The organism is Actinoplanes sp. NPDC023936 (assembly GCF_040639325.1).
Taxonomy (GTDB): domain Bacteria; phylum Actinomycetota; class Actinomycetes; order Mycobacteriales; family Micromonosporaceae; genus Actinoplanes.
In genome coordinates this window covers 69,477-92,323 of the sequence record NZ_JBEZZR010000011.1, presented here as the reverse complement: position 1 = coordinate 92,323, position 22,847 = coordinate 69,477, and the positions used below count along the sequence as shown (strand labels likewise).

Annotated in this window: 20 protein-coding genes; 7 read left to right on the top strand and 13 right to left on the bottom strand. The window is 70.3% G+C overall.

The window, feature by feature from the left end; all coding sequences use genetic code 11:
• The first annotated feature begins 28 nt into the window (after positions 1-28).
• From AB0F72_RS17125 to AB0F72_RS17100, 6 genes are all read left to right on the top strand, one after another.
• Positions 29-1,399, top strand: a complete 1,371-nt coding sequence (locus AB0F72_RS17125; protein WP_360431508.1) for an FAD/NAD(P)-binding protein — start codon at positions 29-31, stop codon at positions 1,397-1,399.
• A 118-nt stretch (positions 1,400-1,517) separates the two neighbouring features.
• Positions 1,518-2,255, top strand: coding sequence for a molybdate ABC transporter substrate-binding protein (gene modA / locus AB0F72_RS17120; RefSeq protein WP_360431826.1), 738 nt, complete (start codon positions 1,518-1,520; stop codon positions 2,253-2,255).
• Between the two features lie 5 nt (positions 2,256-2,260).
• The gene (locus AB0F72_RS17115; RefSeq protein WP_360431505.1) at positions 2,261-3,055 is read left to right on the top strand and encodes an ABC transporter permease; all 795 of its coding nucleotides are present in this window, start codon (positions 2,261-2,263) and stop codon (positions 3,053-3,055) included.
• Positions 3,052-4,092 (top strand): ABC transporter ATP-binding protein, encoded by a 1,041-nt coding sequence (locus AB0F72_RS17110; protein WP_360431502.1) that lies wholly within the window; start codon positions 3,052-3,054, stop codon positions 4,090-4,092. The genes AB0F72_RS17115 and AB0F72_RS17110 overlap by 4 nt, the downstream gene beginning before the upstream one ends.
• A 29-nt stretch (positions 4,093-4,121) precedes the next feature.
• Positions 4,122-4,565, top strand: a complete 444-nt coding sequence (locus AB0F72_RS17105; RefSeq protein WP_360431499.1) for a DUF3592 domain-containing protein — start codon at positions 4,122-4,124, stop codon at positions 4,563-4,565.
• Between the two features lie 32 nt (positions 4,566-4,597).
• Positions 4,598-5,326, top strand: a complete 729-nt coding sequence (locus AB0F72_RS17100) for a YwiC-like family protein (protein ID WP_360431496.1) — start codon at positions 4,598-4,600, stop codon at positions 5,324-5,326.
• Between the two features lie 593 nt (positions 5,327-5,919).
• Here AB0F72_RS17100 and AB0F72_RS17095 read toward each other — a convergent pair.
• From AB0F72_RS17095 to AB0F72_RS17085, 3 genes are all read right to left on the bottom strand, one after another.
• Positions 5,920-6,255 carry a DoxX family protein gene (locus AB0F72_RS17095; protein WP_360431493.1) on the bottom strand — a complete coding sequence of 112 codons (336 nt, stop codon included), beginning with the start codon at positions 6,253-6,255 and terminating at the stop codon, positions 5,920-5,922.
• A 27-nt stretch (positions 6,256-6,282) separates the two neighbouring features.
• A complete protein-coding gene (locus AB0F72_RS17090; protein WP_360431490.1) occupies positions 6,283-6,918 on the bottom strand; it encodes a TetR/AcrR family transcriptional regulator in 636 nt (211 codons plus the stop codon).
• A gap of 180 nt (positions 6,919-7,098) precedes the next feature.
• Complete coding sequence (locus AB0F72_RS17085; RefSeq protein WP_360431487.1) at positions 7,099-8,988, bottom strand: acyl-CoA dehydrogenase family protein; 1,890 nt, start codon at positions 8,986-8,988, stop codon at positions 7,099-7,101.
• Positions 8,989-9,141: 153 nt separating this feature from the next.
• On the opposite strand from AB0F72_RS17085, the gene AB0F72_RS17080 reads away from it, so the two are divergent.
• Entirely contained in the window at positions 9,142-13,419 is a 4,278-nt protein-coding gene (locus AB0F72_RS17080; RefSeq protein WP_360431484.1) for an NACHT domain-containing protein, read from the top strand.
• Positions 13,420-13,452: 33 nt separating this feature from the next.
• Here the strand turns inward: AB0F72_RS17080 and AB0F72_RS17075 are convergent, their stop codons facing one another.
• The 10 genes from AB0F72_RS17075 to AB0F72_RS17030 form a co-directional block, all read right to left on the bottom strand.
• Positions 13,453-13,656 (bottom strand): hypothetical protein, encoded by a 204-nt coding sequence (locus tag AB0F72_RS17075; protein WP_360431823.1) that lies wholly within the window; start codon positions 13,654-13,656, stop codon positions 13,453-13,455.
• A gap of 56 nt (positions 13,657-13,712) precedes the next feature.
• Positions 13,713-14,240 (bottom strand): quercetin 2,3-dioxygenase, encoded by a 528-nt coding sequence (locus AB0F72_RS17070; protein WP_360431481.1) that lies wholly within the window; start codon positions 14,238-14,240, stop codon positions 13,713-13,715.
• Complete coding sequence (locus AB0F72_RS17065) at positions 14,237-14,542, bottom strand: hypothetical protein (protein WP_360431478.1); 306 nt, start codon at positions 14,540-14,542, stop codon at positions 14,237-14,239. The genes AB0F72_RS17070 and AB0F72_RS17065 overlap by 4 nt, the downstream gene beginning before the upstream one ends.
• A 1-nt stretch (position 14,543) precedes the next feature.
• Positions 14,544-15,284, bottom strand: a complete 741-nt coding sequence (locus tag AB0F72_RS17060; protein ID WP_360431475.1) for an alpha/beta hydrolase — start codon at positions 15,282-15,284, stop codon at positions 14,544-14,546.
• A 69-nt stretch (positions 15,285-15,353) separates the two neighbouring features.
• On the bottom strand, positions 15,354-16,133 hold the full coding sequence (locus AB0F72_RS17055) for an IclR family transcriptional regulator (protein ID WP_360431472.1): 780 nt from the start codon (positions 16,131-16,133) through the stop codon (positions 15,354-15,356).
• Positions 16,130-17,056 carry a fumarylacetoacetate hydrolase family protein gene (locus tag AB0F72_RS17050; protein WP_360431469.1) on the bottom strand — a complete coding sequence of 309 codons (927 nt, stop codon included), beginning with the start codon at positions 17,054-17,056 and terminating at the stop codon, positions 16,130-16,132. Before AB0F72_RS17050 ends, AB0F72_RS17055 begins: the two co-directional genes overlap by 4 nt.
• A 72-nt stretch (positions 17,057-17,128) precedes the next feature.
• On the bottom strand, positions 17,129-17,503 hold the full coding sequence (locus AB0F72_RS17045) for a hypothetical protein (RefSeq protein ID WP_360431466.1): 375 nt from the start codon (positions 17,501-17,503) through the stop codon (positions 17,129-17,131).
• 38 nt (positions 17,504-17,541) lie between these two features.
• On the bottom strand, positions 17,542-17,724 hold the full coding sequence (locus AB0F72_RS17040; RefSeq protein ID WP_360431463.1) for a hypothetical protein: 183 nt from the start codon (positions 17,722-17,724) through the stop codon (positions 17,542-17,544).
• 87 nt (positions 17,725-17,811) lie between these two features.
• Positions 17,812-20,292 (bottom strand): FxSxx-COOH system tetratricopeptide repeat protein, encoded by a 2,481-nt coding sequence (gene fxsT, locus AB0F72_RS17035; RefSeq protein ID WP_360431460.1) that lies wholly within the window; start codon positions 20,290-20,292, stop codon positions 17,812-17,814.
• 182 nt (positions 20,293-20,474) lie between these two features.
• Positions 20,475-22,790, bottom strand: coding sequence for a hypothetical protein (locus tag AB0F72_RS17030; protein ID WP_360431457.1), 2,316 nt, complete (start codon positions 22,788-22,790; stop codon positions 20,475-20,477).
• Positions 22,791-22,847: the final 57 nt, after the last annotated feature.

Sequence of the window (22,847 nt, the reverse complement as noted above, 5' to 3'; positions counted from 1 at the left end):
GGCGGCCATCGAACCGGGCGGATGAGCGGTGACCAGCACCGTTGCTCACGGACGGGTGCCCGGCAACCGGCCCGGCACACAGACGAGAACAGTGGCGATCGTCGGCGGCGGCGCCGGCGGGGCACTCGCCACGCGCGCCCTGCTCGCCGGTCCCGAATGGCGGACAGTCCTCGTCGCGCCGGATTCCCAGCCCGGCCGGGGCGTCGCCTACGGCACGGCCGAGCCCTGGCACGTGCTCAACTCGCGCGCCGCGGCGATGACCGTGGACTCCGCGGATCCGCTGCACCTGGTTCGCTGGTGCCGTGAGCGCGGCCTGCCTGCCGAGCCAGCCGACTTCCTCCCCCGGTCGCTCTACGGCGACTATCTCGCGGACCAGTTCGCCGAGGTCACGAAGGCAGCCGGTGACCGATTCCGACACCATCTCGCCAGCGCCACCTCGGTCCGGCGCGGGCCCAGCGGCTATCTGATCTCCGACGACAACGGCTGCCAGACCCATGCCGACCAGGTCATTCTCGCGGTCGGCAGCCCCGCGTCACGGCGTCCCGCAGCGGTCGGCGAGGAGGCCGCCCGCAGTGTCGAGTACGTCGCCGACCCGTGGGCGTTCGGCGCGCTCGACGCGATCCCCACCGACCTCCCGGTGCTGCTCATCGGTACCGGCCTGACCGCGATCGACGTAGCGCTGACGCTCACCGCGAACGGCCGCCGCACCCCGCTCGTGGCGATCTCCCGCCGCGGCCTGGTGCCCCGCTCGCAGCCGGAACTTCCTCCCGCCGCGACCGATTTCGACCTTCCGCCTGCAGCGGCCTTGGGGCCGCTGCTGCGCCGCGTCCGAGAGCAGATCGCCGCCGGCGCCGATTGGGTCGCGGTGATGGATTCGGTACGGGGAAAAGCGGACGCCCTCTGGTCCTCCCTGGACTCCTCCGCCCAGCAGCGGTTCCTGCGCCACTGCCACCGGTTCTGGGAGGTCCACCGGCACCGGATGGCCCCGCCGATCGCCGCACGGGTCGCCACCCTGCGCGCCGAAGGCCTGCTGGAGACCCGTTCCGGCCGGCTCACCTCGGTCGTCCCGCACCCGGACGGCGGCCTGACGGTCACCGTCGAGGGCGCGGCGCCCCAGCGGTACGGCGCTGTCGTGAACTGCACCGGACCGGGATCACTTCCGGACACGGCCAATCCGCTGGTGGCGGAGATGCTGAGCGCCGGCCTGCTCCGGCCGGGTCCGCACGGTCTCGGCATCGACACCGACGAGGACGGCCGGGCGATCGGCGCGGACGGCACCGTCGCGCCGGGGCTCTGGCTGGTCGGCCCGCTGCGGCGTGGCCGGCGCTGGGAGGCGACGGCGGTGCCGGAGATCCGCCGCCAGGTCGAGCAGATCACCCACAGTTTGCAGATGCGATAGCCACCGCCGAGACCACCCTGGTGTCTGCGGTCACCGATGGGAATCTTCGGCAGCATCTGCCGGAACGGCTAGAGTGCTCGCCGTGAATACCCTTCGTTTCGCCGTGGCCGGGCTCGCCGTGCTCCTCACGTCGAGCCTGGCCGCCTGCGGCGGGGACACCACCGGTACGGCTCCGGCCGGGTCCGGGTCCGCCGGAGGCCCGGTCATGGTGTTCGCCGCCGCCTCCCTGACCGAGTCGTTCACCACGCTGGGCAGGCAGTTCGAGTCGGCGCACCCGGGCAGCACTGTGACGTTCAACTTCGGCGGCAGCTCGGCGCTGGCGACCCAGATCAACGAGGGCGCCCCGGCCGACGTCTTCGCCGCCGCCGCGCCGAAGAACATGCAGGCCGTCACGGACGCCGGCCCGGCTACCACGTTCGTGCGGAACCAGCTGGTCATCGCGGTCGGCACGGGCAACCCGAAGGGCGTCACCGGGCTGGCCGACCTGACCAGCCCGGATCTGAAGGTCGCGTTCTGCGCCGACGCCGTGCCGTGCGGCGCCGCCGCGAAGACCGCCACCGAGGCGGCCGGCGTGACGATCACCCCGGTCACGCTGGAACAGGACGTGAAAGCGGCGCTCGCCAAGGTGAAGCTCGGCGAGGTGGACGCCGCCCTGGTCTACCGCACCGACGCGAAGGCCTCGGCCGCCGACGTGGACGCGATCGAGTTCCCGGAGTCCGGGAAAGCCGTCAACGACTACCCGATCGCCGTGCTGAAGTCCGCGAAGAACCCGGCCGGCGGCCAGGCGTTCGCCGACTACGTACGCTCCGCCGAGGGGACGAAGGTCCTCACCGGGGCCGGATTCCAGGCACCCTGATCATCGTGTCCAACCGTCGTCGGGGCGTACCCCTGGCTCTGCTTGTTCCGGCCGGGCTGGGGCTCGCCTTTCTGGTGCTGCCACTGATCGGGTTGCTGGCCCGTACCCCATGGTCGTCTCTTCTTGATCGGCTCGCCGAGCCGGAAGTGATGACGGCCCTGCGCCTGTCGCTGCTGACCGCGACCATCGCCACCGGCGTCTGCCTGCTGCTCGGCGTGCCGCTCGCGTGGCTGCTGGCCCGCGTCGAGTTCCCCGGGCGCCGGATCGTGCGGGCGCTCGTCACGGTGCCGCTGGTGCTGCCGCCGGTGGTCGGCGGCATCGCGCTGCTGCTCGCCCTCGGCCGGCGCGGTCTGCTCGGCTCGTGGCTGGACTCGACGTTCGGCATCACGCTGCCGTTCACCACCGCCGGAGTCGTGATCGCCGAGGCGTTCGTGGCCCTGCCGTTCCTGGTGATCTCGGTGGAGGGCGCGCTGCGTGGCGCCGACACCCGGTACGAGGAGGCGGCCGCCACGCTCGGCGCCGCTCCCTGGACCCGGTTCACCCACGTCACGCTCCCGCTTGTCGCGCCGGGCATCGCGGCCGGGGCGGTGCTCTGCTGGGCACGGGCGCTCGGCGAGTTCGGCGCCACCATCACGTTCGCCGGAAACTATCCGGGGATCACCCAGACCATGCCGCTCGCCGTCTACCAGACCATGGAGAGCGGCGACCTGGAAGGAGCCGTGGTGCTCAGCCTGATCCTGCTGATCGTGTCGGTGACCATCCTCGCCACGCTGCGCGACCGCTGGCTGACCTCGGCATGAGCCTCCTCGACGCGCACCTGGTCGCGGAACGCGGCTCGTTCCGCCTGGACATCGAGCTCGGCATCGAACCCGGCGAGACCGTCGCGCTGCTCGGGCCGAACGGCGCCGGGAAGACCACGGCGCTGCGCGCGCTCGCCGGGCTCACCCCGCTGAGCGGCGGACACGTGCGTCTGGACGGCACGGACCTGAGCGACGCCTCGCCGGAGGACCGGCCGATCGGTGTGGTGTTCCAGGACTACCTGCTGTTTCCGCACCTCAGCGCCCGGGACAACGTGGCGTTCGGTCCGCGCCGGCACGGCGTCGACAGGCGTGCCGCCCACGAGATCGCCGACCGCTGGCTGGACCGGGTCGGGCTGGCCGCCTACAGCCGGCGCAAGCCGCGCCAGCTCTCCGGCGGGCAGGCGCAGCGGGTGGCGCTGGCTCGGGCGCTCGCCGTCGACCCGGTGCTGCTACTGCTCGACGAGCCGCTCGCCGCGCTGGACGCCCGTACCCGGTTGGAGACCCGCGGTGAGCTGCGGCGGCACCTCGCCGCACACCCGGGCGCCACGCTGCTGGTCACCCACGATCCGCTGGACGCGCTGGTGCTCGCCGACCGGCTCGTGGTCGTCGAGCAGGGCCGGGTGGTGCAGGAGGGCGACGCCGCGACGATCACCGCCCGGCCGCGCACCGACTACGTGGCCCGGCTCGTCGGGCTCAACCTCTACCAGGGCCGCGGTGACGGGCACACTGTCACCCTGGCCGACGGGTTCGCGCTGTCCACCACGGACACCGTGCACGGGGACGCGTTCGTGGCGTTCCCGCCGGCCGCTGTCGCGCTGCACCCGTCCCGGCCCGGCGGCAGCCCGCGCAACACCTGGCCGGCCGTGCTCGCCGACATCCAGCGGCACGGCGACAACCTGCGCGTGGTGCTGGACGGCCCGATCACGGTGGCCGCCGACATCACGCCGGCGGCCGCCGCCCAGCTGCGCCTGGAGCCGGGCCTGGAGATCTGGGTGGCGGTGAAGGCGACCGAGACGCGCGCCTATCCCGCTGATTGATCAACGACGATACCGGGCAATCGGCGGTCATGAGTTCGCGCAGACTTCCGCCGGTGTGGCTCTTCGCCGGGATGGGGGTGGTCGTCGTGGCCCTCTTCTCCTGGCTCACCTATCAGAACTGGACGAACGACCTCGCCCTGGCCGACCGGGGCGTCGAGACGACGGCGCGGGTGACCGACGTCGGCAGCAAGGGCCGGGTGCGGGTGGAGTTCACCACGGCCGACGGCCGGCAGGTCTCGACGCTGGTCGGGCAGGGTGACGAGGCGGACGGTACCCGGGCCGGCGACACGATCCCGATCGCCTACGACCCGCAGAACCCGACTTCCGAGGTACGGGACACTCGCGTCCCGGAAAATCATCGGCTCGCCTGGTTCACCACCGGCATCACCCTCTTCGCCCTGGTGTCGGTGCCGATCGCGACCTGGCACCTGGCCCGCGAGCACCGCCGCAGAAGTGGGGTCCTAAGGCCCTGATCGAGCGTCCGGCCGGCGGATAGCGTGCGGGAGTGACCACCGCTGTGCGCCGGCCGGCCCGCCGGCAGTACGTGCCTCCGCAGCACGGGGCCTGGGCGATGCTGCTCCTCCCCTACCTGGCCGGCGTGATCGTCGCCGGTTTCCGGTGGCCGGACGTGCCGCTGCTCGGCGCCTGGCTGGCCGGGTACCTGCTCTCCTACTTCGTCCTGCAGGCGATCAAGTCACGGCGTCCGCGGCGGTACCGGGCGCAGATCACGCTGTACGCGCCGGTCACCGCCGTGCTCGCCGCTCCGGTCCTGGTCGCCTGCCCGCGGCTGCTGCTCTTCGCGCCGCCGTACGCGGCGCTGCTCGCGGTGAACGCCTGGTACGCCTATCGCCGGCGGGAACGAGCCCTGGTCAACGATCTGGCGTCGGTCCTGCAGAGCTGTCTCATGGTCTTCGTGGTGGCGGTCGTCGCCGGGCGTCCGCTCACGGATGTGGTCACGCCGTTCGCGGTGGTGCTGTTGTACCTGGTCGGCACGGTGCTCTACGTGAAGACGATGATCCGCGAGAGAGGAAATATTGGATATTTCCGAGCTTCGGTGGCCTATCACGCTGCGGCACTCGTCGCCGGTCTCGCCGCCGGGATCCTGCCCGGCGTGGTGTTCGCGGTGCTGCTGGTCCGGGCGTGGGCACTGCCGGGGCGGGCGCTGACACCCCGAAGAGTGGGGATCACCGAGATCGGTGCCAGCGCGCTGGTCCTGCTCGCCGCGACGGTGTGAGAAGCATAGACGACCAGGTCTGCCGAGGGCGGAGTGCCGAAACTGGTTCGACGCCCTCAGCCACGCAGGGACTCAGGACGCTCAATGCCGTTCCACCCATGGCGAGCAGTAGACAACATACGCCCATGCGGCCGCATGGCTTGCCGCCGATGTCAGCGTCACCAGACCCGGCAAGTCACGATCCGTCTTCGAAACGGGGCCTGGCCGATCTTGGAACGATCGAAGCGGGCTGGTTCTCAGCGCGGACAAAACGGGCACTCGGGAGCGCTGACAGCCAGCCCAGCGCGGCGAGCTGGCCGTCAGTGCTGTCGACGAGGCGCCGAGCAGCACTGAGCGCCAGCCGGACCAGCTGGCTCCGGGGGCACAGCACTGAGCGCCAGCCGGACCAGCCGGCTCCCAGCGCACAACACTCAGCACCAGCCGGACCAGCCAGGGCGTTGACCACGAACGTTCACCGGGTCGGTGATGCGGGCGACGCGAGGGGTCGGCGGTGAAGGGTGACTGGACGCCGGGGCCGGCGGCGGCGGGAGCCGGGCCGCGTTCGTCAGGGAGGCGACTCTCGGGGACTTCCGCCGACTCGTACCGGAAAGGTTTTACGAGAGGGTGATCAGGTAACCGGTCAGGACGGTGGCGGCGAGGGTGGGCAGCAGCACCCCGCGCAGGCCGTCGCCGCAGATCAGGTGGCTGGCGACGGCGCCGGCCATGAGCAGGAGCAGGGTGATCGCGCTGGCGACGCCGATGCCGGTGATGAAGAGGCCGGCCGTCACGCCGAGCACGCCGATCAGCTCGATCAGGCCGATGAAGCGGAACTCGCCCGGGGAGAAACCCAGGTGGTCGGCGGTTTCGCGGGTGTCGGGGGCACCGGTGACCTTGGACGTGCCGGCGACGCCGAAAGCTCCCATCGCGAGGACCGCGAACGTGAGGTTCACCGAGCCACCCTCCACCAACCTGCACAGCTATGTGCGAATTAGCTTAGCCTGCTCGATCGCGGCGGTGGCATCCGCTCCGGGCAGACCGGCGGCGATCAGAATCGCTCGCGCGGCACTGTCGCCGGAGTCCGTCCAGAGGTCGTCGTTCACGGAGCGCAGCAGGGACAACGTGAGCGACTGGAGGGCGTTGCTGAGCACCGGCAGCGGCAGGTGGGTGGCGAACCGGCCGGTGTCGCGGGCGCGGGCCAGCAGGTCGAAACCCTGCGCGCGGATCGGCGCCAGCAGATCGCGGAGGCGGTCCGTGCCGTATTCGGATTCGGCCAGGGAGATGAGCAGGCGGTACTGGTCGCCGGCCGTCCAGATGGTCAGGGAGAAATCCGCGAGCGCCACGGCGGGCTCCAGGGCCTCGCGGCCGGTGTGGCTCAGCGCGTCCAGGATGTCGGCCGCCGCCTTGTCGCCCAAGCCGGTGATCAGGGCGTCCCGGGTCGGGAAGTGGGCGTAGAGGGTGCGGCGAACCACGCCCGCGGCCTGGGCCAGGCCGTCCATGCTGGCGTTCGGCTCGGTGATCAGCAGGGTGTGCGCGGCCTGGAGGATGCGGGTCCGGTTGGCCTCGGCGTCGCGGCGGCGGGGGCGGTCGGGGGTGGAGGTCGCGTCCGTCGTCACGCGGTCATGCTGACACACCGGCGCGCGCGCCGGATCTTGCAAGCCCCGGCGCGCGGATCTTGGCGAGCCCCGGCCCGCGGATCTTGGCGAGCCCCGGCGCGCGGATCTTGGCAAGCCCCGCCGCGACAGGTCGCAGCCTGCCAAGATCAGGGAACACCAAGATCCGGGAACACGAAGCCGTCAGTCCAGTGGTGGCACGCGACGACGGACGTCGGGGACCTCGGCCGGTCCGCGCCGCCACGCCGCCACCCACGCCTCGTCCGCCGAAGGCTCCGGCGCGATCACGCCCTCCTCCAGGAACGCGTAACGACCGGCGAGCACCCGCGAGGCCGCCTTCACATCCAGGCGGTCGGTGTTCTCCCACAGCGTGGCGAACAGCGCCTCGGCGCGCAACCGGGACTGCCGGCAGAACAGGTCGGCCAGCTCACGGCCCTCGGGGCGGTCCTCGGCGCGGGCCCGGACACAGACCGCCGCTATCGCGTACAGCTCGGCGCCGATGTCCACGATCCGGCCCAGGAAGCCCTGCTTGCGTTCGAGGCGGCCCTGCCAGCGCGACATCGCGTAGAACGTGGAGCGGGCGAGTTTGCGGGACGCGCGTTCCACGTACCGCAGGTGGTGCGCCAGGGGACCGAACTGGGCGTACCCGGTGGGGTTCTGGCCCTGGCCGACGGCGAGCGTCGGCAGCCAGCGCGCGTAGAACGCGCCGGCTCGCGCCCCGGCGCGGGCCTTGCGCCCGAGGCCGGCGTCGGGATCGATGATGTCGCCGGCGACCGAGAGGTGCGCGTCGACCGCTTCCCGGGCGATCAGCAGGTGCATGATCTCGGTCGAGCCCTCGAAGATCCGGTTGATCCGCAGGTCACGCAGGATCTGCTCGGCCTCGGCGCCCCGTTCGCCACGGGCCGTGAGGGAGTCGGCGGTCTCGTATCCCCGGCCGCCGCGGATCTGGATCAGCTCGTCGGCGACCTTCCAGGCCATCTCGCTGGCGAAGAGTTTCACCAGGGCGGCCTCGATCCGGATGTCGTTGTTCGCGTCGTCGGCGATCAGGCAGGAGAGGTCGAGCATGGACTCCATCGCGTACGTGGTCGCGGCGATGAAGGCGATCTTCTTGGCCACCGCCTCGTGCTCGCCGACCGGGCGGCCCCACTGCACCCGGTCCGCGGACCATTCGCGGGCGATCGTGAGCGCTCGTTTACCGGCGCCGACACACATCGCGGGCAGTGACAGTCGGCCGGTGTTGAGCGTGGTCAGCGCGATTTTCAGGCCTTTGCCGAGCCCGCCGATCACATTCGCTTCGGGTACGAACACGTCGTGGAACCGGGTGACGCTGTTCTCCAAACCGCGCAACCCGAGGAAAGCGTTACGCCGCTCGATCGTGATCCCCGGCGAGTCGCCCTCGACCACGAACGCGGTGATGCCTTTCTCCGGCACCCGGGCCATCACCACGAGCAGCGTGGCGAGGGTGCCGTTGGTGGCCCACAGCTTCAGCCCGTTGAGCCGGTAACCGCCTTCGACCGGCTCGGCGACGGTGCCCAGCCGGGCCGGGTCGGAGCCCACGTCCGGCTCGGTGAGCAGGAACGCCGACACCTCGCCGGCCGCCAGCCGGGGCAGGAACGCCTTCTTCTGCTCGGCGCTGCCGAAACTCTTCAGCGGCTGCGGCACGCCGATCGACTGGTGCGCGGAGAGCAGGGCCGCGACCGCGGGGTTGACCGAACCGGTCAGCGTGAGCGCCTTGCAGTAGTGCAGATTCGACAGGCCGAGGCCGCCGTACTCCTTGTCGATCTTCATGCCGAACGCGCCGAGCCGCGCGAGGCCCTGGAAGACCTCGTCCGGGATGCGCGCGTCGCGCTCGATCTGTGGTCCATTCACGTCGGTACGCAGATAGGCGCCGAGTTTCGCCAGGAAGTCCTCGGCGTCGGCGCTCGGCGGAGCGTCCGGCCGTGGATCGATCAGATCGAGCCGGAGCCGGCCGAGGAACAGTTCCTTGCCGAAACTCGGCTTCCGCCACTCGGACTCCCGGGCGGCCTCGGCGGTCTGCCGGGCCTGCTTCTCGGAGACGTGCGTCGTGGTCATGGGCATGCCCTCCTTGACCCCTCGTCTCCGGTCACCGTACCGAGGTTTGTTACCCGAAGGTAGCCGTCTGATTACTCCCCCGGGATGTGTTCAGATGGCGCACCAGACGTTTCGCTGATGGCTGCCGGACGCCCGCTCGGATCAAGATGGACCGTGCTTCGACCGACAACCGCGCGCCGGCTCGCCCTGATCGGCGTCGCCGGGGTGGCCCTGGGCGTCTTCGGACTCTCCCGGTTCACCAACGGGCTCTCCACCGGTGACCAGGTGGCCAGCATCGTGTCGGCGGTCGCGACACTGGTCGGCCTGGCCGCCACGTTCGTCTTCGGGATTCTGAGCCTGCGGCAGGGCCGGGCCGCCACGGACGAGGCGGCGGCGCTGGACCGGGCCGCCGGCACCCTGGCCCTCCGGGTGCGACGGCAGTGGGAGCGGGAGATCGGCAAGCGCCGGCTGCGCCAGCCCCGGCCGCTGCGCCTGACCTGGAACCGGACCGCCACACCGCTCGGACCCGCGGCGTTCCTGCCGGACGAGGGCTCGCTGCTGATCGACGACAGCACCCGGCAGCCCGCCGCCGACCTGGTCGACGCGTTCCGCCGGCTGCCCGCCCGGCAGCTGGTCGTGCTCGGCGAGCCGGGCGCCGGCAAGAGCACCCTGGCCATGCTCTTCACGATCGCGGCGCTACCCGCCGCCGCACCCTCCGACGACGCCGGGCAGCCGGTGCCGGTGCTGCTCTCACTGGCGTCCTGGGATCCCGGCGAGGAGTTGCGGGCGTGGGCCGGGCGAGCGGTCGCGGAGACGTACCCGGAAGTGGCCGCGAGCGCACTCCCCCTGATCGACCAGAACCGGGTTCTGCTCGTTCTCGACGGCCTGGACGAGCTTCCCGCGCCGGTCCGCCGGCAGGCGGCCCGGCACCTCGGCGACGCCGCCGACGTCGAGGGCCTCCCCATGGTGATCACCTGCCGGCGCACCGAGTACGACGAGGTGGTCGCGGCCGAGGGCCGGTTGCCGCTGGCCGCCGAGGTGACCATCGCGCCGGTCACCGGCGCCGACGCGATCGCCTTCCTCACGGCCGGGGAACCCGAGGGCGGCGGCCGATGGGAATCGGTCACGGCCGCTATCAGATCCGATGAGTACGGGCCACTGGCGACCGCCCTCTCCACCCCTCTGATGATCTCCCTGGCCCGGACCGTCTACCGGGCGCCGGCCAGCGATCCGGGTGAGCTCGCCCGGCTGGGCAGCGCCGGGGCGGTCCGGGAGCACCTGCTGTCGCGGTTCGTGCCGGCCGTCTACCGCAACTCGAAGATCGACGTCGGGCGGGCCGAGCGCTACCTGCGGACGCTGGCGCAGCACCTGCGGTTCCGGATCCACCGGCCGAACCTCGCGTGGTGGGAGCTGGCCCGCGCGGTTCCGGCAGCGGTCCTGGTCGTCCCGCTCGTGCTGCTGCTCGGAGCGGTCGGCACGATCACCGGGGTACTCACCTGGTGGGACGACTCGACGTCGCGGTACGCCGCGGTCTTCGGCTGGGCGGTCGGCATGACGAGCGGGCTGATCGCCGGCCTGCACGTCGCCCGCGCGGCGCACGAGGAACGCCCGGCGGCACGCGGCCGGATCCGTGCGGCGGCCGGCCACCTCGCGACGCTGTTCCGCGACGTGGCGGCGGCCATGATCCTCGCCGGGCCGCCGATGCTCGTGCTGTACCGGATGCGGCTGGCCGACTCGGACGGCGTGCCACAGATCAAACCGCCGGGCCCCGGTCTGCTGGCGGTGCTGACCACCGTCGTCATCATCGCGGCGGTGCAGAGTCTGATCAGTTCCGGTCTGGGCGCGGTGCGCGGCGCACTGCCGGTCCGCTCCCAGTGGCGCCTGAGCCAGCTGCCCGGGCGGCTGATCGCGGGGCTCGGACTCGGCGCGAGCATCGGCACCGTGTTCGGGCTGGTGGTGGGCACCTTCGCCGGGACACTGCGGATCTCCGACCTGGACGACCCGACGGTCGGCGTCTTCTGGGGCATGCTGCAGACCGGTGGCCCGCTGGGCCTGGCCGTGGCGCTGGGCTTCACCCTGATGATCGGCTTGCCGGTGGGCGTCGGGCTGTGGCTCACCACCCCGGTCAACGACGAGACGATGGTCTCGCCCCGAGCCGTTCTGCGATCCGACGCCCTGACCTCGCTGATCATCGCGGTCACCGGCGCGGTGGCGGCAGCGGCCATCGGGGTGACAGCCACCATCGCCGACGTGGACTACGAGTCCGGCGGTCTCGATCCGATCGCCGCCGTGGTGAGCGTGGTCTGCATCCTGGTGGGCGGGCTGCTGCTCGGCAGCGGCGCGCCGTGGGTGGCGTACGCGATCGCGCACGCCTGGCTGGCGATCTGGCGCCTGCTGCCGTGGCGGACCATGCAGTTTTTGGAGGAAGCGCACGAGCACGAGATTCTCCGCCAGATCGGCGCCGTCTATCAGTTCCGGCACGACCTGCTGGAGGTGCACCTGGCCGGCGTCCACCGGCCCCGCCGCCCGCTCTCGCCCGCCTCGCCGACGTTCACCGGCCCCGAGGATCTCGCGCTCGACAGCCTTCGCCGCCATCACCGGACCCGGGCCGGCACCGCCGCGGCGAGCATCATCGTGCTGCTCACCAGCTCCCTGATCATCGTGCCCAACGTCGACCTCGGCCTCACCTTCCGGGTCGGCGAGCTGAAAAGCCGGCACGCCGACCTTCTCGCGGAGCACGCCGACGAGCTGACCGGGAGCGACCCGGGCAAGGCGCTGGAACTGCGCATCGCCGCCGCCGAACTGGACAGCGACGACGGGTCGCTGACCGAACTCGGCGCTGTCGTCCGGGCGCGGCAGGCCGATCCGGACGCCGGCGTGGTCCCGATCCGGCAGGTGGTGAGCGGCAATCGCTGGCTGCTCACCCTGGACCATCGCGGCCTGCTGGAGGCCTGGGACAACCAGTCGGTCACGCCGGCCTCCGTGCTCCTCGGCCAGGGCGACCTGTGGCTGGCGGCGGTCACCGGCGGCGCGCTCGTCAGGAGCGCCGGCCAGGCGGTGTACTGGGACCTGTCCGGCGCCGCTCCTCGTTCCGTACCTTTACGGACCTCCGACGCCCAGCGGATGGTCGGGCCCGTGGACGGCATCGTCGTGGTCAGGGACTACGAGGACCATTCCTGGGTGGTCGACGTGGAGCGTCCGGAAGTGCCGCAGATCGATCTCGGCGAGGGGCTCTACGACGTCACGATTCTGCCCGGCCGTCGCTGGGTCCTCGCCGACCAGGACGGCGTCTACCTCGTCGTCGACCTTCACACCGGAAAGCGGGCGGAGATCTCGGAGGAGAGCCCGACGTCGGCGACCTTGTTCGGCACCGCTCTGCACTTGGCGACGGGTTCCGGGCAGGGCCGGCTCTGGGATATGTCCACCTGGCCACCGGCCCCTATCCCGATCATCGTCGGTTCCGAGGACTTGATCTCCTCGGACGGCCGCTGGGTCTTCTCGTACTCCCAGCGCCCGGAGGCTCTGTTGACGCGTGCCGGCGGACCGGCCGAGACCGTCGGCCAGCAGGTGACCAACGCGGCGTTCGACGCGGCCGGCGGACTGATCGTCCACACGAGCGACGGCAGGGTGCTGCGCCGGGATCTCGACGATCCCCGGCGCGGCCCGTCCCCGCTGGCGTCCGGCATCGTGACCTCTCGTTTCCTCGCCGCGCCGCCGAACGACGGCAGCGACATGCCCGGGACCGCGGCGGTCGCACTGGCGACGATCGACACCGCGGGGCGAGCTACTTTCCACGATCTGCGCCGCGATCCGCTGGCATCCACCACGGCGGGCGGGCGGGCGGTCGATGTCGAGGTGCAGGGAGGCGGGGAGTGGGCGCTCGTCCGGCACGACACCGGCCGGGTATCAGTGTGGAACGTGCGGAACGGCCCCCGGCGCATCGGAGAACTCATCATCTCGCCGGGTCCCACCGAGCTGATGCTGCAACCCGCGCCGGAGGGCGGCGGCTGGATCTGGACCCAAGACGCTAACGCCACTTATTTAGCGGCATTTCCGCCATTCCGTCGGACGCCGGCGTTGCCACCGCACGATCTCAGCGATCGCGACCATCGAGCCGGCGGCGCGTGGGCCACGCTGACCAGCGAAGGCAGGATGCTGGCCTGGAGCCGGAACGAGGACGGCAACATCACGGCCCACGACTTCGGCGGCTACACCGAGGATGTCTTCCCCGCCACGAACGGCCGGTGGGCACTTCTGTTCTCCCACCGGAGAGCCGGAGACTGGCCGGAGCGGCAGCTGATGTCGATCTGGCGGCTCGATCGGCCGATGCCGCCCGAGGCGCGCGCCCCGAAAACCGCCGCCTGCGCGGAGATCTCGGGGCACCGCATGACGAAGCAGGAGTGGGACGAGGCGACCGACGGGCTGCCCCATCACCGGGTCTGCCCGCCCTGATGCCGCTTCTGTTCCGGCGAACACCCGGCGGGCCTACCGGGCCGCGCGGCGTCTGGCCAGATACGGGAGGACGAACAGGTACAACCCCGAGAAGAACAGCAGCGCCAGCGGCAGCAGCGGCAGATAGGAGACCCACAAAACCGGATCCTCCTGCGCCAGCGCAACGGTCGTGACCAGTACCGTCACGGTGAAAGCGATCGCCAACCACCGATGACACTGCCGGATCCATGTATTCATGCCGGTCACGCTAGAACCCCGAGCATGACCGGCGCTTCTCGAAAACTGACCGGAAATCACCACCGCGCGTCGGGGATGAACCGCATGTTGTGCGCTTCGGCGGCGGCCTGCATCCGGGGGTACGGCGGCACGTAGGGCTCCCCGTCGTTCGCCGCGGAGGCGACCGGCATGCCCATCTGCTGGAAGAACCGCTCGAAACCGCCGGTAGCAGCGCCGAGGATCAGCGACGGCTTCTCCACCCGGTAGGCGTGCGCCGCGCCGGCCGGCACGAAACCGAAGTCGCCCTGGCCGAGCAGCCGATTCGTCTTCTCCCCGTCCGGCAGCTCGACGAAGAGCCGGACCAGGCCCTCGACGATGTAGAACGTCTCGTGCGTGTCCGCATGTGAATGCGTCGGGATGATGTCGCCGACCGCGCACCGGTTGGTGAACATCCCGAATTGCCCGTCGGTCTCGTCGCCGCTGAGCAACACCGTGAACGTGTCGGCGAAGAGTTTGGCGTGCTCGCCCTCGCCGGCGGCGAGGAAGTAGGGCTGGGGCGAACCCGGCAGCGACCGGTGGTTGCCGGCCAAGTACTCGATGCTCATCGGTGTCTCCCGTCACGAAACGTATGGGAAACAGGTTCGCCATCCGACGGCTCCTCAGCCCAGCGGCTTGCCATTGAATGAAACGGCTTTTGTGGCGCAGGTCGCAGCCAACCGGCCAGCCACCGGGTCAGCCGCGGCATCATCACCCATGTCATCAGCGCCACCACGCCGGTGATCACCACGGCCGAACGCAGCACCGGCGGCCATCCGGTGGTCAGCGGCGTGAGCAGCGCGGACACCAGGTTCTGCAGGATCAGGATCACCGCCGCGGTGAGCACGAAGGTCTTCCAGCGCGGCGGCACGTCAGCCTTCCGTGACCGAGCGGGCGAACCGGACGGCGGCCGCGAAGATGGCCTCCGGATCCGGCGCGTCAACCCAGAGATGACCCGCCCCGGAGATCAAATTCAGATCCACGGGTACGTTCGAAGCCCGCAGAGCCGCCGCCAGTTGCTCACTCTGCGACACCGGAACGAACTGATCGGCCGTGCCGTGCGCCAGATGGAACGGCGGCGCGCCGGGGTGCACGTAGGTGACCGGGCTGGCCTGCGCGGCCCGGTCGGGTGAGCCGATCAGCTGCAGTTCCCGCTCCCCCTGATGGGACCGGAGATCCGACGGGCCGTACCAGTCGATCACGCCGGCGAGTCCGGGAACGGTCAGCCCGAGCAGCGCGGCCAGATGCCCGCCGGCCGACTCGCCCCACGCGACGATCCGCCCGCCGTCGACGCCCAGCTCACCGGCGTGCGCGCGCAGCCAGGCGACCGCCGCGGTCACGTCGTCCAGCTGGGCCGGGAAGATCGCCTCCCCGCTGAGCCGGTAGTCCACCGAGGCCACCGCGAACCCCTCGGCGACCAGCCGGGCGAACGGGCCGGGCTGCCAGTCGCGCCAGGTCGGGCAGAACATCTGCCGGGACCCGCGCCGCCAGCCGCCGCCGTGCACGAACACGACGATCGGCGGCGGGACCTCTGCCGTCTCGGGGAGGTGCAGGTCGAGCAGGAGGGGGCGGTACCCCTCGATCTCCCCGTACCCAAGAGTCTGCGAAATCATGGTCCTCACTCTGCGGCCGACGTCGGAGCGCAACCAACCGCTATGCCATTGGGCGGCAAAGCCGCCCGCTCAGGGCGCGCCGAGGGCGCGGGAGATCGCGCGGGCCGAGGTGCGCAGCGCGAGAATCAGCGAGCGCGGATCGGGCCAGTCCTCGGGCACGATCACGGAGAGCGCGGCGACCACCACGTCACCCGGCCCGTGCACCGGACAGGCCACCGAGATCGCCGCCTCCGGAACGAGCCGGCGCACCGTCACGGCCCGTTCCCGGCGGGCCTCGGCGAGGGTCCGGCGCAGCTCGGCCGCCGGGATCACCGCGTGCTCCGGCTCCCGCCGCAACGGCCGGGCCAGGTACGACTCCTGGAACTCCGGGTCCGCGAAGGCCAGCAGGATCAGCCCGACGCCGGTGGAGTGCAGCGGCAGGCGGCCGCCCACCCGGTACAGAACCTGGATCGCGTCGTGGCCGCTGAACCGCTCGACCAGCACCGCCTCGTCGCCGTCACGCACCGCGAGCAGCACGTGCTGCCGGGTCGCCTCGGCCAGGTCACCCAGGTAGGGCAGCGCCACCTCGCGCAGCCCGTGCCCACGCTGGGCGAGCGACGCCACCTCGAACAGCCGCAGCCCGATCGAGAACCGGCCGCTCGCGTCGCGTTCCAGCACACCCCACGCGAGCAGGCGGTTCGCGAGGCGCAGCGCGGAGCTCGGCGGGATGTCGCTGCGCCGGCTCAGCTCGCTCAGGGTGAGGAGCGGGTGGGCGGCGTCGAACGAGAAGAGCAGCGACAGCGCCCGGTCGACGACCGGGTCGCCGGCGGGCGGGCGGCGTCCCCGAACCCGGGATGAAGCGTCGGTCACCCCTCTATTCTGTTGGTCAGCGTGATCGGTTCGCCGGTGGCCAGGTCCAGTTCGAGGCGGACCTCGTCCCCCCGGCTGGGGAAACGGCCGAGCTCGAGGCCGCAGAGGGTCGGGATGGTGCCGCTGCTCAGCACGTCACCCGGTTGCAGATGTTCACCGCGGGCGGCGTATCTGACCACGGCGCCCAGGTCGTACATCGCGTCCTTCGTCTGATTCCTGGCCCAGATCTCGCCGTTCACGGTGACCTGGCCGGTCAGCTCCCGCCAGCGCGGCAGCACCTCGTCCGCCGTCACCACGACCGCGGACATCGAGTTGGCGAACGTCTTCGCCTTGACCACCCCGCCGAACGTCCCGCGCCGCGTGTCGTCCCACTGCGTGTCCCGCGCCGACCAGTCGTTGAGGATCACGAACCCGCCGATCGCGGCCCGTCCCTCGGTGGTGTCACAGTCCTTCACCGGCCGCGCGACGATCATTCCGATCTCGCATTCGAAGTCGAGCACCGAGGCGAACGACGGCCACCCGATGGTCGCCCCGTCGGCATGCATGGCCCGGTGATTACCCATGTAGAACTGCGGATCCCGGTAGAAGTTCGGCTTGGGCCGCATCGGCGGTGGCACCCGCCCGGTGACACGCTCGAAGCTCCTGGCGAACCGCCGGATGCCCGGCGACCCGAACCGCTGCACCATCCCGCGCGCACCGTTGATCATGTGCTCTTCCCAGAGCGCGAAACACCGCAGCGAAGCCGCTTCCAGGGGCAAGCCTGCCGGTCCGCCGCCGGCTTCTTCCCGGTACGGGTCACCGAACGCGCGCTCAGCATCCCGCACGGCGTCGATCCCGCCACTCAGGAAGGTCAACAGGTCGTCCCCGACCACCACCCAGGCGCCGGTGACCTGGTCCCACGCCACCAGCTGCCCATCCCTCATGCCCACCCGCATGCGCGCCCCTCTCGATCACCAGGAACAACGCACGAGACCCCGATCAGGCTCCCGGCCAGCTCAATCCAGAACGCGGAGAGTGACGTCGTAAGCCCCGTAGGCCTCAGGAACGCGAGTGACGATCGGAGCATGCAACAACGTCGCTTCGTTGATCACCTGGCCAACCATGATCGGGCCGATCAGCGCGGCCTGCATGGGATGGTGTTCGAGGCGTGGCGCCGCGAGCAGCCCTGCGGCCAACGCACCGTGCCACGACAGCGGCTGCTCGTGGATGGCGCGTTGGCCGAAGAAGTAGAACCAGGTTCTGGCGGGAAGGCGCAGCGCGGCCTGCGCCTCGGCAACGGCTAGCGCGGGCAGGCAGAGCAGGAGGTGTCCGTCTACGGCGGCCTGCAGCTCTTTCATCGCCTTGGGGTGGCCTGCGAACAGTTCGACCACCGCAGAGGCGTCCAGGACGCGCAGCTGACGTGACCTCTTCATGCAGCGCGGGGATTCCTGCGAGCGATCCTCGCGGCGAGGTCTGCGTCGGCGCGGTTCTCTTCTTCCCAGAATTCGTCCATCTCCGCCTTGGTCCATGGGCCTGGTTTAGGCAGGTTGAGTGCCTCGCATAGGCGGACCAGGTCGGGATGCGGCTCGATCAGCTCTTCGTCCTCGGGCATGCCATGAACGCTAGCCGCGCTCAACGCGCGGCGGGATTCCTCGATGGGTGGAGTACATGTGTACTCCCATCTGACCTGCAGGCCGTCTCAGTGGCCCGCGCGGCTGCGCTTAGCGATCTCCGCGAGAAGGCGGCTGGCCCTCTCGTGCTCTCCCAACTTCTGCAAGGTGCTAGCGAGGTCGTTGGCCGAAGACAGAGCGTCGGGGTGGTCATCACCGAGAACCCGTCGCCGCCGCGCCAACGTGTCCTCATGCAGCCCGCGAGCTTGCTCGTACTCGCCCAACTCGTGCAGATCGCTGGCAAGATTTCCGGAGGAAGCCACGGTGTCGGGATGGTCATCGCCGAGAACCCGTCGCCGCCGCACCAAGGTGTCCTCGTTGAGGTGGCGGGCCGGCTCGTACTCGCCCAACTTGTGCAGATTGATGGCGAGGTAGCTGGCTGAACGCAGCGTGTCCGGGTGATCGTCGCCGAGAACCCGTCGCCGCCGCGCCAAGGTGTCCTCGTTCAGTTCGCGAGCCTGCTCGTACTCGCCCAACTCGTGCAGACTACTGGCGAGGCTGCTGGCCGAACGCAGCGTGTCCGGGTCATCATCACCAAGAACCTGTCGCAACCGGTCCAACGTGTCCTCGTGCAGCTCACGAGCCTGCTCGTACTCGGTCAGCCCGTTCCAACTGTTGGCGAGGTTGTTGGCCGAACGCAGCGTGTCCGGATGATCATCACCAAGAACCCGTCGCCGCCGTACGAACGTGTCCTCGTGCAGGCGGCGGGCCTGTTCGTACTCGCCGAGGAGCAAGTAAGTGTTCGCGAGTTGGTTGGCTGCTCTCAGCACTGAAGGATCATTAGGTCCGACGGCTCGCTGCCAGTGTTGGTGCCAGTCTGTCGCCAGGTTCTGCGCGGTGCGATATTCGCCTCGCAGCACCAGGTAGTACAGAGCACGCCCTGCGGTGACCCGGAGTTCGGGACTGGTCGTGCTCTTGGCTCGCGCGAGCAGATGCGGCAGCAGGACGGCCCATCTCGGCCACGAGTCCGGATCTCGTTCGTCAATCGGTGCGGCGGCGGTGAGCAGCCGGTCAGCGTGCTCGGCTTCAGAGAACGCAGTGGTCGGAGCGATGACGGCTCGGGTGAGCCGGTGCAGCTGCATGGTGTCGGCATCCACCCGGGCCAGCCCCACAGCCGCGATCCGGCCAAGCATGCGCCGCCTGGCAATCGTGCTAGTCGCAACGGCGGCCAGCGGTTCGGGCAACGATTCGGCAGCGGTTCCGGTCAACCACGACAGCGGCATGGGTTCCGGCGCCAGGACAGCAGCCAGGCGCATCAACTGGCCCGCAGCCTCGTCCTGCCCAGACAAATGCCGCATCGATGCGGTGATGACCGCCGCCAGCGACCGCGGATATCGGCCCGTCGGCCCCTCGTCCAGTAATTCCGCCGGGTTGGCGGAGAGTTCGGCAAGGTATTCATCGACGCTCATGCCGGTTTCGGCCACTAGGCCAGCCGCTTGCCCCAACGCCAAGGGCAGATCACCGACAGCTCCGGCGAGCCGGTCCGCCTCGGCGACCCGCAACGTCGGGGCAACCTCACGAACCAGGCGCGTCGATGCCGCACGTCCCAACAGGTCCACACCGATCGGCGCGGACGCCACGCCACCGGTCTGCCGGCTCCGGGACGTGATCACCACGTGCCCGCCGCCACTTGGAATCATCGTTGCGACCGCGTCGACCGTCTTCGCATTGTCGTAGATCAACAGCCATCCGGACTCGCGCTGTAACCGGCGCAGCACCACATCCGCTCCAGATGCCTCACCCCAATTCGCCGCAGCGGTCAGCGCCGCCAACTGCTCTCCCACTAGCTCCGGGTGTTCGGCGTCGATCCACCACACCAGGTCGTACTCATTGCCGAACAGGTGCGCATACTCAACCGCCAGCTCGGTCTTACCCACCCCGCCGATACCGTGCAGGGCCTGCACCAACGCCCGCTCCCCCGAACACAACCGTTCGCGTAGCAAGGCCAGCTCACGGCTACGGCCGGTGAACGCCGGATTCCGCCGGCGCACGTTCCACACCCTTGGCAGCGAGCCCGGCACCCGGACCCCGACATCCGCCACCGCGATCCCGCTGCCTCCGGGAAAACGGACGTCACCCGACGGCCGCGCGCGGCCGGTGACTGCCTCGAGCAGCACCTGCCGGGCTCGCTGCTCCGGCAGACCGAACACATCCCGGTACGTCACCGCACGCAGGATCGGTGGTGGAGTCACCTCCTCCACTCGCACTGGCACCAGCCGCCGCCCTCGCTCATCCGGTGGCGCCGCCAGCACCGCCACCCACTCGTCGGTCGTGAACCGATCCGGCGCAAAATACGCCGCCGAGTACAACGCCAGCACCCGGTCCGCTCGGCCGAGCGCATCGTTCATCCGCAGCACGAAATTGTCCCCGGCCGACCAGTCCCACGCCGTCAGCTCCACGGACATCCCAGCCCGCTCCAATTGTTGCGCCGCCCAGTTCGCCCACGGCCGGTCCGGACCGGCATAACTGATAAAAACATCAATCCGCCTATTGCCAGCCGCCAGACCCATACCAGCCACAATGACCAATGCCACTGCCAGCCCGCGTCAGCCGAATGGAGGACTGACCAACTTATGGGGCCAGCAGCAGGAATCCGACCGCGTTGCGCCGAAGTGCCTCAAGCCGGAGCAGCGGCGGCCCCGGTTCCCGGGGCCGCCGCTGCTCGCCGGAAGAGGGCTAGCTGGTGTGCGGGCTAGCTGACGAAGGTGCGGCGCCGGTGGCGGGCCCACCAGACCAGGGCCGCGCCCGCGGCGATCAGGGTGACCGCCAGTGCGACCAGCACCGGAACCGGCACGCTGTCGCCCGTGATCGGCAGACCGCCCGCGGTGTCGTCGGCCGGCGGCGTGGTGGCGCCACCGCCGCTGCCGTCCCCGTCGTCGTCACCGCCATCGCCGTCGTCGCCGTCGTCGCCACCGCCGTTGCCGTCACCGCCTCCGCCCGGGTTCTGGGTCGGCGGCTTCGTGGCGCCGGTCGTCGGCTTGGCGTCGGTGTTGCCACCGAGCAGCAGGATCTCGTCGCTCTCGGCGTCGTCGGTCATCGTCTGCACCGAGACCTTGGTGCTGCGCGGCAGGTACTGGTGATTCGCCGTGAACTGCTGCTTGCTGGCGTTCTTCTTCGGCGACCGGGAGAAGTCGACACCGCCCATCTGGTAGACGTAGACCTTGCCGCCGGCCTCCCACTCGAACTCGTAGTCGCCCTCGTTCCACGACTTCAGGAACCGCTTCCACAGGTCGTCGGTGTCCCACTTCCCGTCGCGGATCGGCCACTTCGCCACGTTGTTGCTGTTGATGATCGCGCGGTAGTCGGTGGCCTTCTTCGCGTCCTGCTGGCGGATCCACTCGGCGGCGACCCGGGAGGTGTAGACCCGGCGCAGGTCGGCGTAGTACGGGTCCTCGTTGATCTTCCGCTCGACCTCCGGAACGATCAGATCCTGGACGGCCTTGTGGTTGTGCTTGATCTGCGCCTCGGTCGGCTTGCACGCCTGGTCGGCGCCGGGCGGCAGGTTGGTGTAGTTCTGCGGCACCGAGTTGACCTTCAGCGGCGCGTCCAGGATGTAGATGCCGCCGTCCTGCTCCCGCACCTGCGCGGGCGCCGGCTCGATCCAGTTGCGGAAGCTGTGCAGGCAGGGCAGCCCGTCGGTCAGCTGGGTGGCGTCCCAGAACTTCTTGCCGAGCGGCTTCTCCGGGTTCATCGCCTGCGCGAAGTCGTGCTTCATCTGCAGGTCGGCTTCGAGCAGCACCCGGCCGGCGTCGGTCGCGCCGAACTTCGCGTCCATGATCCGGTTGGGCTCGTCCGGGTTCAGGTTCACCCAGAACTTGTCCGGGGTGAGCGCGAGCCAGGTGAAGAACGAGTCGGAGATCAGCTGGGCCTTCTCCTCGCCGCCGTATCCGGGGTTCTCGTCCGGGTCGGGCATCTTCTTCGCGGTGAACGAGTAGTCCAGGCCCTCCCCCTTGGCCGGGGCGCCGACGAAACGCAGCTCCAGGGTGGAGAAGTCGACGCCGCCGGGTCCGCGCAGGCGCTGGCCGGTGGGGTCGTTCGCCCGGATCCGCTCGATCTGCTGGCGCATCGTCTCCGGGGTCGGCTTCGACTGGTTCAGCATGTCGTTGAGGCCGCCGCGGGAGCCCGAGCCGGTGGCCGGGTTCGGGTTCAGCGTGGGGTCGAACTTGGTGTACTGACCGGGCGTGAACCGGGCGACCGGGGTGGACCGGTGCTCGTACGCGGTGACCCGGGGCAGACCGCCCGAGGTGTTGCCGACGGCCTTGCCGAGGTTGCGCAGCGCCGTGGTGGTCTTCTTCTCCTGCTCCTGGCCGAAGACGTACCGGAGCCGGTACTCCTTGAACCGGCTGTCGTTCATGACCGCCCGGTCGCCGGGGATCTGGTTGCCGGTGTGCGCGCCACCGGACTTGAACTCGATGAACTCCTTGGTCTTCGTGTTCACCGCGTCGTAGGTACGAATGACCTTGCCGCTGGCGTCCTTGACCTGGACCTCGCAGAGCCAGTGCGGGCCGACCATCCCGAAGTCGAGCGCGACCTTCCGGCCGAACGCGGCGCCGCGGGAGTTGCGGGCGGCGTTCTCGATGTAGACCTCGTTCAGCCAGTCCTTGAACGTGCCGCCGTAGGGGTTGTTGCTGCGCTGGCGGCGGAGGTAGCTGGCGTACACCTTGCGCTTGTCGCCCTCCTTCCAGCGATCCGGGTCGTCACCGGCGTCGGCGAGGTCCTGGGGCGTGGGCGCGGCCAGGCCGTCCATCGCCTGGCGCTGGTTCGTGAAGTCGTAGGTGTCCCAGTTCGCCTTGATCCGGCTGGCGTCGCCGACCGGAATGGTGTCCGGTTTCTTCGGAGCGCCGGACAGGTCGAACTTGGAGTCGCAGCGCTGCCCGGTGAACGGTAGCGGCGCCGCCGGCGCGGCGGCGACCGGCGCGGCGCCGAAGGCCAGCACGGCCGCGCAGAAGGCGGCGGCCAGGCCGCGCATCGTCAAGCGTGCGCGCCTGGCCGATCTGGGGTAGCTCATGTGGGTCCCCGTCCGGGGAGCGAAACGCCGGATGTCTCCCCGTTTGTAGTCGTCTGG